The organism is Streptomyces sp. NPDC102437 (assembly GCF_044765565.1).
In the GTDB taxonomy this organism is placed as follows: domain Bacteria; phylum Actinomycetota; class Actinomycetes; order Streptomycetales; family Streptomycetaceae; genus Streptomyces.
Window position 1 is genome coordinate 44859 of record NZ_JBIWKI010000008.1, and the last position, 12270, is coordinate 57128.

The 12270-nt window shown below is 70.1% G+C and carries 10 protein-coding genes; 5 read left to right on the forward strand and 5 right to left on the reverse strand.

Features of this window, described 5'->3' with window-relative positions; translation table 11 throughout:
- Nucleotides 1-215: 215 nt before the first annotated feature.
- The 5 genes from ACIRJP_RS12445 to ACIRJP_RS12465 all read left to right on the forward strand — a co-directional run bounded on the left by ACIRJP_RS12445 (nucleotide 216) and on the right by ACIRJP_RS12465 (nucleotide 6088).
- Nucleotides 216-1571, forward strand: a complete 1356-nt coding sequence (locus ACIRJP_RS12445) for an L-fuconate dehydratase (protein ID WP_404171839.1) — start codon at nucleotides 216-218, stop codon at nucleotides 1569-1571.
- Nucleotides 1568-2347 carry an SDR family NAD(P)-dependent oxidoreductase gene (locus ACIRJP_RS12450; RefSeq protein ID WP_404171842.1) on the forward strand — a complete coding sequence of 260 codons (780 nt, stop codon included), beginning with the start codon at nucleotides 1568-1570 and terminating at the stop codon, nucleotides 2345-2347. The genes ACIRJP_RS12445 and ACIRJP_RS12450 overlap by 4 nt, the downstream gene beginning before the upstream one ends.
- Nucleotides 2348-2475: 128 nt before the next feature.
- Nucleotides 2476-3516: a sugar ABC transporter substrate-binding protein gene (locus tag ACIRJP_RS12455; RefSeq protein WP_404171845.1), complete on the forward strand. Its 1041-nt coding sequence runs from the start codon at nucleotides 2476-2478 to the stop codon at nucleotides 3514-3516.
- A gap of 2 nt (nucleotides 3517-3518) precedes the next feature.
- Nucleotides 3519-5039, forward strand: a complete 1521-nt coding sequence (locus tag ACIRJP_RS12460) for a sugar ABC transporter ATP-binding protein (protein WP_404171848.1) — start codon at nucleotides 3519-3521, stop codon at nucleotides 5037-5039.
- A complete protein-coding gene (locus ACIRJP_RS12465; protein ID WP_404171851.1) occupies nucleotides 5036-6088 on the forward strand; it encodes an ABC transporter permease in 1053 nt (350 codons plus the stop codon). Before ACIRJP_RS12460 ends, ACIRJP_RS12465 begins: the two co-directional genes overlap by 4 nt.
- 55 nt (nucleotides 6089-6143) lie before the next feature.
- Here the strand turns inward: ACIRJP_RS12465 and ACIRJP_RS12470 are convergent, their stop codons facing one another.
- The 5 genes from ACIRJP_RS12470 to ACIRJP_RS12490 all read right to left on the reverse strand — a co-directional run bounded on the left by ACIRJP_RS12470 (nucleotide 6144) and on the right by ACIRJP_RS12490 (nucleotide 12066).
- Complete coding sequence (locus tag ACIRJP_RS12470; protein ID WP_266736088.1) at nucleotides 6144-6815, reverse strand: FadR/GntR family transcriptional regulator; 672 nt, start codon at nucleotides 6813-6815, stop codon at nucleotides 6144-6146.
- 260 nt (nucleotides 6816-7075) lie between these two features.
- Entirely contained in the window at nucleotides 7076-8686 is a 1611-nt protein-coding gene (locus ACIRJP_RS12475; RefSeq protein WP_404171854.1) for an FAD-dependent oxidoreductase, read from the reverse strand.
- Between the two features lie 5 nt (nucleotides 8687-8691).
- Nucleotides 8692-10218 carry a glycerol kinase GlpK gene (gene glpK, locus ACIRJP_RS12480; RefSeq protein ID WP_404171857.1) on the reverse strand — a complete coding sequence of 509 codons (1527 nt, stop codon included), beginning with the start codon at nucleotides 10216-10218 and terminating at the stop codon, nucleotides 8692-8694.
- Nucleotides 10219-10274: 56 nt separating this feature from the next.
- Nucleotides 10275-11066 (reverse strand): MIP/aquaporin family protein, encoded by a 792-nt coding sequence (locus tag ACIRJP_RS12485; RefSeq protein WP_404171860.1) that lies wholly within the window; start codon nucleotides 11064-11066, stop codon nucleotides 10275-10277.
- A gap of 235 nt (nucleotides 11067-11301) precedes the next feature.
- A complete protein-coding gene (locus ACIRJP_RS12490; protein WP_404171863.1) occupies nucleotides 11302-12066 on the reverse strand; it encodes an IclR family transcriptional regulator in 765 nt (254 codons plus the stop codon).
- Nucleotides 12067-12270 lie beyond the last annotated feature (204 nt).

Genomic DNA, 12270 nt, shown 5'->3' on the forward strand with positions numbered 1-12270 from the left:
TACGGCTTCCAGCCACTTGCGCCGCAGCCTGAGCACACAGCCGGGCGAACCCGGCCCGCACGGGCGTACCACCGGTCGAATCGTGGCATCAAACCCGGGATACATCCGAGCTGTGATGGGTAGATTTCGTTCAATCGCTGGACGTTGGGGGCTTCGTGGCGCTATACATCGGATGACCAGAACAGAGGTCCGATGTTATTCCCCTGGGGGCGCACATGAGTCAGACCGTCACGGATTTCGAGGTCCACGACATCCGTTTTCCGACCTCGGAACAACTGGACGGCTCGGACGCCATGAACCCCGATCCCGACTACTCGGCTGCCTACGTCGTACTGCGCACCGATGTCCAGGACCGCACGGGCGGTCCGGACAGCGGCAGCGGCGGCATCGAGGGACATGGCTTCTGTTTCACCATCGGGCGCGGCAACGAGGTGATGGCCGCCGCCATCGACACGCTGCGCCCCTATCTGGTGGGGCGCCGGGTGCCCCGCACCGCGGCCGATCTCGCCGCACTGCACCGCGAGCTCACCCATGACTCGCAACTGCGCTGGCTCGGCCCGGAGAAGGGCGTGATGCACATGGCGGCCGGCGCGGTCGTCAACGCCGCCTGGGACCTGGCCGCCAAGCTCGCGGGCAGGCCGGTCTGGGAGTTCCTCGCCGGGATGACGCCCGAGGAGCTCGTCTCCCTGGTCGACTTCCGCTACCTCACCGACGCCCTCACCCCCGACGAGGCCCTGGAGATCCTGCGGGCCGCCGAACCCGGCCGGGCCGAGCGCGCCGAGCGGCTGCGCGCCGAGGGCTACCCGGCGTACACCACCTCGCCGGGCTGGCTGGGCTACAGCGACGACAAGCTGGTCGGGCTCGCGAAGGAGGCCGTCGCCGACGGCTTCACCCAGATCAAGCTGAAGGTCGGCGGCAGCCTGAGCGACGACGTCCGCAGGCTCGCCCTGGCCCGCGAGGCCGTCGGGCCGGACATCCGGATCGCCGTCGACGCCAACCAGCGCTGGGACGTCCAGGACGCGGTCGAGTGGATGACCGCGCTCGCGCCGTACGACCCGCACTGGATCGAGGAACCGACCAGCCCCGACGACATCCTCGGCCACGCCGCTGTCCGCGCGGGCCAGCCGGTCAAGGTCGCCACCGGCGAACACGTCGCCAACCGGGTCGTGTTCAAGCAGCTGCTCCAGGCCGGGGCGGTCGACTTCGTCCAGATCGACGCGGCCCGTGTCGCGGGCGTCAACGAGAACCTGGCGATCCTGCTGCTCGCCGCCAAGTACGGCGTGCCGGTCTGCCCGCACGCGGGCGGGGTAGGACTCTGCGAGCTGGTGCAGCACCTCTCGATGTTCGACTACGTGGCGGTCTCCGGCAGTCGGGACAACCGTGTGATCGAGTACGTCGACCATCTCCACGAACACTTCGCCGATCCCACCGTGATCGAGTCGGGCCACTACACCGCGCCGAGCTCCCCGGGCTTCTCAGCCCGGATGCTCCCCGAGTCGATCGACGCACACCGCTATCCGGAGGGCGCCGTATGGCAGTCCCGCCGCACCACCGAGGAGGCCGGCCGATGACCGCGACGAGCGACTTCGAAGGAATGGGAGCCCTGATCACGGGCGGCGCCTCCGGCATCGGGGCCGCCGTCGCGACCATGCTGCTGGCGCGCGGCGCCCGGGTGGCCGTTCTGGACCGGGAGACCGCGGGCGCCCCCGAGGGCGTCATCGCCGTCAAGGCCGACGTCACCGACGACGACGCGGTGCGCGAGGCGGTCGACCGGGCCGCCGCCGAACTGGGCGCACTGCACACCGTCGTCTCCAACGCCGGCATCGGATCCATCGGCACCGTAGAGGACAACGCCGACGAGGAGTGGACCCGGGTGCTGGACATCAACGTCCTCGGCATGGTCCGCACCGCCCGGCATGCTCTGCCCCATCTGCGGCGCGCGGCGGCCGACCGCCCCGGCGCCGTCTCGATCACCCAGACCTGCTCCATCGCGGCGACCGCCGGGCTGCCGCAGCGCGCCCTGTACAGCGCGAGCAAGGGCGCGGTGCTCTCGCTGACCCTGGCCATGGCCGCCGACCACGTCCGCGAGGGCATCCGGGTCAACTGCGTCAACCCCGGTACGGCGGACACCCCGTGGATCGGCCGGCTCCTCGGCCAGGCCGACGACCCGGCCGCCGAGCGGGCCGCGCTCAACGCCCGCCAGCCGCTGGGGCGGCTGGTGTCGGCCGACGAGGTGGCCGCCGCGATCGTCTACCTCGCCAGCCCCGCCGCCGCCTCGGTCACCGGCACGGCGCTGGCCGTGGACGGAGGCATGCAGGGGCTGCGCCTGCGCCCCGCCGAGAGCTGACCGGGGGAGCGCGGCCCGAGCCGCGTCATGGGCCGCGCCCCCCCCGCGCACGATGCTCCCCGCGCACGATGCACCTCCGCTTTGCCGACAGAGCTCCGAGCCGGTACTCACAAAGGAACGGGACACCAATGAGAGTGCGTACGACGAGTGCGGCGGCCTGCGCCGTACTGCTGGCAGTCACCGCCCTCACGGGCTGCAACCGCGAGTCGACCGCCGACGGCGCGGGCGGCGGGAAGGTCGGGATCGACCTGCCGCGCAGCGACAGCGACTTCTGGAACTCGTACCAGAACTACGTGGAGAAGGGCGTCGAGGCGGGCGAGGTCAAAGCGCTGCCGCTGACCAACTCGCAGAACGACATCGGCAAGCTGGTCGCCAACGTCCAGACCTTCGCCGACCAGGGCGCCAAGGCCGTGGTGATGGCGCCGCAGGACACCGGTGCGATCGCCGAGTCGCTCAACACGCTGAACGAGAAGAAGATCCCGGTCGTCAGCGTCGACACCCGCCCCGACAAGGGCGACATCTACATGGTGGTGCGCGCCGACAACAAGGCATACGGGACCAACGCCTGCAAGTACCTGGGCGAGCAGCTCAAGGGCAAGGGCAAGGTCGTCGAGTTCCAGGGCGACCTCTCCTCGATCAACGGCCGCGACCGGTCCGAGGCGTTCAAGGCATGCATGGACAAGGACTTCCCCGGCATCGAGGTCTTCGAGCTGGCCACCGACTGGAAGGGCGACGTCGCCTCCGCCAAGCTCCAGGCCACCCTCGCCGCCAACCCCGACATCAACGGGATCTACATGCAGGCCGGCGGTGTCTTCCTGCAGCCCACCCTCGCCCTGCTGGAGCAGAAGAAGCTGCTGAAGCCGGCCGGTACGCCGGGGCACATCACGATCATCTCCAACGACGGCATCCCCGAGGAGTTCGACGCCATCAAGGCCGGAAAGATCGACGCGACGATCTCCCAGCCCGCCGACCTGTACGCGAAGTACGCGCTGTACTACGCCAAGGCCGCCCTGGACGGCAAGACCTTCAAGGAAGGCCCCACCGACCACGACTCCAACATCATCAAGATCCCGAACGGCTTCGAGGACCAGCTCCCCGCGCCGCTGGTGACCAAGGACAACGTCGACGACCCGAAGCTGTGGGCCAACCAGCCGGAGAAGAAGAGCTAGCCATGGACCAGGCACCACCTGCCGTACAGGCGGAAGGCGTTGTCAAACGCTTCGGGCCCACCGTGGCGCTCGACGGGGTCCGGCTCACCGTGCAGCCGGGTGAGTCGCACGCCCTGGTCGGGCGCAACGGCGCCGGAAAGTCGACCCTGGTCAGTGTCCTGACCGGACTCCACAAGGCGGACGCGGGCACGGTCGCCTTCGGCGGGGAGCCCGCGCCCGCCTTCGGGGACACCGCGGCCTGGCAGTCGAAGATCGCCTGCGTCTACCAGAAATCCATGGTCGTCCCGGATCTGACCGTCGCGGAGAACCTCTTCCTCAACCGCTTCGACGACAAGGCCCGCTGGATCAGCTGGGGAAAGCTCCGCAGCCGCGCGCAGCGGCTGCTGGCCGAGTACGGCGTCGAGGTCGACCCCAGCACCCGGGCACGCGATCTCGCCGTCGAGCAGCGGCAGTTCGTCGAGATCGCCAGGGCGCTCTCCTTCGGCGCCCGGCTGATCGTGCTGGACGAGCCGACCGCCCAGCTCGACGCCCGGGGCATCGGGAGGCTCTTCGACAAACTGCGGGAACTGCAGGGCCAGGGAGTGGCGTTCCTCTTCATCTCCCACCACCTCCAGGAGGTGTACGAGCTGTGCACGGCGGTCACCGTCTATCGTGACGCCCGCCATGTGCTGACCGCCCCGGTCGCCGACATCGCCAAGGCGGAGCTGGTGGCGGCGATGACCGGCGAGCAGTCCGCCGGTGTCACCGCCTGGCACGCGGGCGGCAGTGGGGCCGAGACACGGCACGGGTCGGCCGAGCCCGTGCTGCGTACCGAAGGGCTCACCGTCCAGGGCCAGTTCGAACCGCTGGACCTGGAGGTCCGCCCCGGCGAGGTGCTCGGTCTGGCCGGATCGGCGGCGAGCGGCAACACGGCCCTGGGCGAGACCCTGGCCGGCATGCGGAAGGCGGGCGGCGGCACCGTCCGGGTGCACGGCAGGGCCGTGCGCTCCGGCAGCGTGCCGCACGCGCTGGACGCCGGGATCGGCTACATCCCCGAGGACCGGCACGACCAGGGCCTCGTCCTGGAACGCAGCGTCGCCGAGAACGCCACGCTCACGGTCACCGACCAGCTCGGCCCGTGGGGGACCGTGCTTCCCTCCCGTACCAGGGAGTTCGCACGCTCGATGATCGCCTCGCTGGACATCAGGACACAGGGGCCCGAGCAGCCCGTCTCCGGACTCTCCGGCGGCAACCAGCAGAAGGTGGTGGTGGCCAGGGCGCTGGCACGTCAGCCCAGCGTGCTGGTGGCGGTGCGGCCCACCTCGGGCGTGGACATCAAGTCCAAGGACTCGCTGCTCGGAGTCGTGCGGCGGGTCGCCGACGAGGGGAACGCCGCAGTGATCGTCTCGGACGAGCTGGACGATCTGCGGGTCTGCGACCGGGTGCTGGCCCTGTTCCACGGACGCGTGGTCGCGACATTCGCAAGCGGGTGGAACGACGGGGAGCTCGTCGCCGCCATGGAAGGTGTGGGGGAAAGGGAATGACCGGCACGGTACGGCCCCTGGCGGCCGACGGCATCGACAGCGGACCGAAGGGCTCCCCGGCCGGCGAGAGGCCGCTGGACCGGCTCAAGCTGATCAGGTGGAGCGACTTCTCGCTGGTACCGGTGATCCTGGTGCTGATGGTGATCGGGTTCATCGTCTCACCGGTGTTCCTGACCTCCGAGAACCTGATCAGCGTCGTCCAGCAGTCCTCCGAGCTGAGCCTGCTGGTGCTGGGCCGGGCGCTGATCCTGATCTGCGGGCGGATGGACCTGTCGCTGGAGTCGACGATCGGCATCGCGCCGGTCGTCGCGATGTGGCTGGTGCTGCCCGCCGAGGGCGGCCGCTTCGCGGGCCTGGGGCTGCTGCCCACCTGGTCGGCGATCCCGCTCTGCCTGCTGGTGGGCCTGGTCATCGGCGCGGTCAACGGCTTCCTGATGCTGAAGCTGAGGGTCAACGGCTTCATCGCCACACTCGGCGTGCTCACCATGCTGCGCGGCCTGCACATCGGCATCACCGAGGGCAAGTCCATCACCGACGTCCCGGAGTCCTTCCGCTACCTCGGCAAGAGCGAGTGGCTCGGTGCACCGGCCGCCGTCTGGATCTGCCTCGCGCTGTTCGCCGTCGGCGGCGCCGCGCTCGCGTGGCTGCGCCACGGACGCTCGCTCTACGCCATCGGCGGCAACCCGGAAGCGGCGCGCGCCGCGGGCATCCGGGTGGACCGGGTCACCTGGATCGTCCTGGCCGTCGGCGGCCTGCTGGCGGCCTTCGCGGGCATCCTCTACACCGGTCACTACGGATCGGTCGCGGCGACCCAGGGCAACGGCTGGATCTTCCAGGTGTTCGCCGCCGCGGTCATCGGTGGCATCAGCCTCAAGGGCGGCCGCGGCACGCTGTTCGGGGCGCTGACCGGTGTGCTGACGCTCCAGCTGGTGGTCAATGTGATGACCCTCGGCGGTGTCCCGGCGCTGTGGAACCAGTTCCTCAACGGCGCGATCATCATCGTCGCCCTGGTCATCTCCCGCTTCGCGAGCGGCGAGAAGCAGGACTGAGGATCGCTCCCCGGACGGGGCGGGTGGGGGTTTCTTCCGCCCGCCCCGCCCAGCGCTACAGCGACGACCGCAACCACTGCTCCACGCTCGCCACATGCACCGTAGCCCAGGCCCGCGCGGCCTCCGCGTCCCGGTCCCGCAGCGCCGACACGATCGCCCGGTGCTCGTGGAGCGTCCGGGTGACCGCGTCCTCCTGCGTCAGTCCGCGCCAGACCCGCGCCCGGGTCGTCGGCCCCGACAACCCGTCGAGCAGCGAGCAGAGCACCGAGTTCCCGGACGACTGCACGATGCCCCGGTGGAACTCCAGATCACTGGCGACCAGCTCCTCCACCGAGGGCTGCGCCCCCAGGGCGTCCAACTGTGAGCTGAGCGCGTCCAGTTGGGCCTCGCTGATCCGGGTGGCGGCCATCGCCGTCGCGGCGGGCTCCAGGATCCTGCGGACCGCGAGGAACTCCAGTACCGTGTCGTCGCGGTGGAAGTCCACCACGAAGCTCAGCGCCTCCAGGAGCAGCTGCGGATCGAGGCTGGTCACATAGGTGCCGTCGCCCTGGCGCACATCGAGGATGCGGATCAGCGAAAGAGCCCGCACCGCCTCCCGGAGCGAGTTGCGGGAGAGCCCGAGCTCCGCCGCGAGTTCGCTCTCCTTGGGGAGCCGGTCGCCGGGGCGCAGCGCACCCGAGACGATCATTCCCTTGATCTTCTCGATCGCCTCGTCGGTGACAGCCATGACGGTCCTCCTGGATCCGGACTGGAAGCAGAACTGGAATCAGAACTGGGTTCAGACATCCGATGTATCTCTTCATTATGCGGGTCGGAGGAGGCGGATGAACCAGGTCTGCCGCACGTCGTCCAGGGTGCGGGCGGCCGGCCGTATGGCGGCCGTGTGGCGCGTCGGCCGACCGTGCCGTTCCGGAAACGCGGGAAGGGACGGCCTCCCGCGGGAGCCGCCCCTCGCCGTATGTTCCTGTACCCGAACGCCCGTCCCCGTCAGTCCCGGTCGCCGAGCATCGACTCGACGCCCGTCCGGATCTCGTCCGTCGCCAGGCCCCGGATCGTCAGCGTGGTGCGGCGGCGCAGCACGTCGTCCGCCGTCTCGGCCCACTCGTGGTCACGGGCGTACGCGACCTGAGCCCAGATCTCCGGCGCGTCCGGGTGGATGCGCTCGGCCAGCGCCGGGTTCTCGTTCGCCATCCGGGCGATGTCGAAGGAGAGCGAACCGTAGTGCGTGGCGAGGTGGCGTGCGGTGTCGGCCGACATCCGGGGGCCCGGCGCGGCGCCGTCGATCAGCAGCCGGTGCGCCACCGCGTTCGGGTTGGCGATGCCGGGCAGCGGGAGCTTCTTCGGCAGCCGCGAGATCGGCTCCATGTCCTCCGCGAGCGGGTGCCCGGGGAGCGCTGCCAGCTTGTTCATCACCGTACGGCCGATGTGACGGAACGTCGTCCACTTGCCGCCCGCGACCGACAGCATCCCGCCGCGCCCCTCCGTCACGACCGTCTCGCGCTTGGCCTTGGACGTGTCGCCGGGGCCGCCGGGCAGCACCCGAAGGCCGGCGAAGGAGTACGTGATCAGATCGCGCGAGAGCTGCTGGTCCCGGATGGAGAACGCCGCCTCGTCGAGGATCTGCGCGGTGTCCTTCTCGTCGACCGCGACGTCCGCGGGATCGCCCTCGTACGCCTCGTCGGTCGTGCCGAGCAGCAGCATGTCCTCCCACGGCAGGGCGAACGTGATGCGGTACTTGTCGATCGGGGTGGCCAGCGCGGCCTTCCACGGGCGGGTGCGCTTCAGGACGAGGTGCGCGCCCTTGGACAGGCGTATGGAAGGCGCCGCGTCCGGGTTCTCCATCCTGCGCAGGTGGTCGACCCACGGCCCGGTGGCGTTCAGCACGAGACGGGCGTTGACGCCGAACTCGGTGCCGTCCAGGCGGTCCTCGAGGTCGGCGCCGGTCACCCGGCCCCTGGTGAACCGCAGCCCGGTCACCGCCGCGTGGTTGAGCACGACCGCACCCGCGTCGACGGCCGCGCGCACCGTCATCAGCGCCATCCGGGCGTCGTTCATCTGGTCGTCGCCGTAGACCGCGACGGCCTTCAGGTTGTCCGTACGCAGTTCCGGCACGTCGCGCCGGGCCTTCGCCGGGCTGATGACATGCCCGACGCCGTCACCGAACGCGGAGAGCGCCGAGTAGGCGAACACTCCCGCTCCGAGCTTGGCCGCGCCGTGCGGGCCGCCCTTGTAGACCGGCAGGTAGAAGGTGAGCGGATTGGCCAGGTGGGGGGCCACCTGGCGGGACACCGCACGGCGCTCGAAGTGGTTCTCCGCGACCAGCTTCACCGCGCCGGTCTGCAGGTAGCGCAGACCGCCGTGGAGCAGCTTGGAGGAGGCGGAGGAGGTGGCGCCGGCGAAGTCGCCGGCGTCCACCAGGGCCACCCGCAGCCCGGACTGCGCGGCGTGCCAGGCGGTGGAGATGCCCAGGATGCCGCCACCGATCACCAGGAGGTCGTACGCCGCCTTGGACAGCTGCTCCCGGGTTTCGGCACGGCTCGGGAGGGAGCCGGAGGCCGGGTGGGTCCCGAGGGCCGGGACGCTCTGCAGGGTGGTCATGGTTGTTACTCCTCGTCTTCGAGCCAGCCCATGGTCCGCTCGACGGCCTTGAGCCAGCTCTTGTACTCGCGGTCGCGGGTGTCCGCGTCCATGCGGGGGGTCCACTCGGCGGCCCGGCGCCAGTTGGCGCGCAGCGCGTCGGTGTCCGGCCAGAAACCGACGGCCAGACCGGCGGCGTAGGCGGCGCCGAGGCAGGTGGTCTCGGCGACCATGGGCCGCACCACGGGTGCGTCCAGGAAGTCGGCGAGCGTCTGCATCAGCAGGTTGTTGGAGGTCATGCCGCCGTCGACCTTCAGGGCGGTCAGCTCGACCCCCGAGTCCTTGGTCATGGCGTCGGTGATCTCGCGGGTCTGCCAGGCGGTGGCCTCCAGGACGGCACGGGCGATGTGCGCCTTGGTGACGTACCTGGTCAGACCGGCGATGACACCGCGGGCGTCGGAGCGCCAGTACGGGGCGAACAGACCGGAGAACGCGGGCACGAAGTACGCGCCGCCGTTGTCCTCGACCGAGGAGGCCAGGGTCTCGATCTCGGCCGCGGACTTGATCAGGCCCATCTGGTCGCGCATCCACTGCACCAGCGAACCGGTGACGGCGATGGAGCCCTCCAGGGCGTAGACCGGTTTCTGGTCGCCGATCCGGTACCCGACGGTCGTCAGCAGCCCGTTGTAGGAGTTGACGGGCGTCTCACCGGTGTTCATCAGCATGAAGGTGCCGGTGCCGTACGTGGACTTGGCCTCGCCCTCGGAGAAGCAGGTCTGGCCGAAGAGGGCCGCCTGCTGGTCACCGAGCGCGGATGCCACCGGGACCCCGTCGAGCACGCCGCCCTTGGCGTTGCCGTACACCTCGGCGGAGGAACGGATCTCGGGGAGCACCGCGGCCGGGATCTCCATCGACTGGAGGATCCGCTCGTCCCACTGCATCGCGTGCAGGTTCATCAGGAGGGTGCGCGAGGCGTTGGTGACGTCGGTGACGTGGACGCCGCCGTCTGTGCCGCCGGTCAGGTTCCAGATGACCCAGGAGTCCATGGTGCCGAAGAGGATGTCGCCGCGCTCGGCGCGCTCGCGCAGCCCCTCGACATTGTCGAGCAGCCACCGGACCTTGGGGCCGGCGAAGTACGAGGCGAGCGGCAGCCCGGTCTCACGGCGGAAACGGTCCTGCCCGACGTTGCGGCCGAGCTCCTTGCAGAGCGCGTCCGTCCGGGTGTCCTGCCAGACGAGGGCGTTGTGGACCGGCTCACCGGTGTTCTTGTCCCAGAGCAGCGTGGTCTCGCGCTGGTTGGTGATGCCGATCGCCTTCACGTCGGCGGCGGTGATGCCCGCCTTGACGATGGCGCCGGCCACGACTTCCTGGACGTTCTCCCAGATCTCGGTCGCGTTGTGCTCGACCCAGCCCGGCTTCGGGAAGATCTGCTCGTGCTCCTTCTGATCGACGGAAACGATCCGGCCGTCCTTGTCGAAGACGATGCAGCGGCTGGAGGTGGTGCCCTGGTCGATGGCCGCGATGAACGGGCCGGTGGTGTGTGCGTCGGTCACGGTGTGCTCCCGGAAGTCTGTGTGGTCGTGAGGGTCAGGGCTCTGGGCGCCAAGGCTCAGGCGAAGGCGACGTTGTAGAGCCCGCCCGCGATCGCGCCGCCGATGAGCGGTCCGGCGACCGGGATCCACGCGTAGCCCCAGTCGGAACCGCCCTTGTTCGGCAACGGCAGCAGCGCGTGCACGATACGCGGACCGAGGTCGCGAACCGGGTTGATCGCGTAGCCCGTCGGGCCGCCGAGCGAGAGACCGATACCGACGACCACCAGAGCGGTGACCAGCGCGCCGAGCGTGCCCAGACCGTTGCCCTCGTTGTTCAGTCCCTGGGTGAGGATCGCCAGGACGAGGACGACGGTGGCGATGATCTCCGTGACCAGGTTCTGCACGGCGTGGCGGATCTCGGGACCGGTGGAGAAGATGCCCAGGACCGGTCCGGCCTTCGGGGCGGCGGCCTTGTCGACCATGCCCTCTTCACCCGTGTGGGCGGCCAGGATCTCCGGATCCGTGAGGTGCGCCCGGAACTGCCCGTAGTACGTCAGCCAGACCAGCACCGCGCCGATCATCGCGCCGAGCAGCTGGGAGCCGAGGTACAGCGGAACGTCGCTCCACTCGGTGCCGCCCTCGATCGCGAGACCGATCGTGACCGCCGGGTTCAGGTGCGCGCCGGAAACGCCACCGGCCAGATACGCGCCGGTCAGCACGGCGAAACCCCACCCGAAGGTGATGGCCGGCCAGCCGGCGTTCTGCGCCTTGGAGCGCTTGAGAGTGACGGCGGCACAGACACCGCCGCCGAGCAGGATGAGCACGGCGGTACCTATGGTCTCGCCGATGAAGATGTCGGAGCTGGACACCCGCGACTCCTTTGTCCTTCGTCCAGGGAAGCCGAACCCCGGGTCCCTCCGGTGGTCCGCGCCCTCGTGGGAGGGCGTTTTCCGGCCCTTGGCGCTGTCACACCCTAACGTTGTTTCCGTTTGGTGTTCGACAATGCCGACCGATGAACGGCAATGCTTCCCCCAGGTGAATCGGGCGTCAAGGGTTGTGTGGCCTATAACTCGATCGTTACCGGGCACCGCGGCGCCGCGGTGCTCAAAAGCGCCCGGCGCCCAGGTCCCTGGAGACCGCGCGGGCGCAGTCGCGCACCGCGGCGACCAGCTCGGGGCGCAGCTCCCCGTCCGCGCACACCCGCTCCACCGCACCTGTCACGGCCACCGCGCCGACCGGCATCCGCCGCCGGTCGTGGATCGGGGCGGCCACCGCGGCCACGCCCTCCCAGGTCTCCTCCACGTCGGCCGCCCAGCCACGCGCCCGGATCAGGTCGAGCATCGCCTCGAACTCCTGCGCACCGGTGACGGTGCGCGGCGTGAAGGACTGCCGCTCGGCCTCCATGGCCTCGGTGTGCGCCACCGGGTCGTACGCCGAGAGCACCTTGCCCAGGGCCGTGGAATGCAGCGGCTGCATGGCCCCGACCTCCAGGACCTGCCGGCTGTCGTCGGGGCGGAACACGTGGTGGACGATGAGGACCCCCTGCTGATGCAGCACGCCCAGATGGGCGCTCTCGCCGCTGGAGCGGGCCAGGTCGTCCGTCCAGACCAGCGCGCGGGCCCGCAGCTCGTGGACGTCCAGATAGCTGTTGCCCAGGCGCAGCAGCTCGGCGCCCAGCTGATAGCGGCCGGACGCGGCGTCCTGCTCGACGAAGCCCTCATGCTGGAGCGTGCGCAGGATGCCGTGCGCGGTGCCCTTGGCCAGGCCCAGTGAAGAGGCGATGTCGGAGAGCCCCAGCCGACGCTCGCCACCTGCCAGCAGGCGCAGCATCGCCGCCGCCCGCTCCAGCGACTGGATGTTCTTGGCCATCGCGCCGTACTCCTCCACCTTGGTTCGACAATGCTGAACACTATCGGTCGATGCCGACCCCCGCTCGATCGTGCGCCAAAACCGCGACACCGCTGCGAACCGGACATCACCCCGCACAGCATGCAGTCCGTTCCGTGGGACGGAGTGACGGCCCCGGGCGTCGCCCGGCTACGCTGGCCTGGTGCGCCTTCCACCGAAGACGCA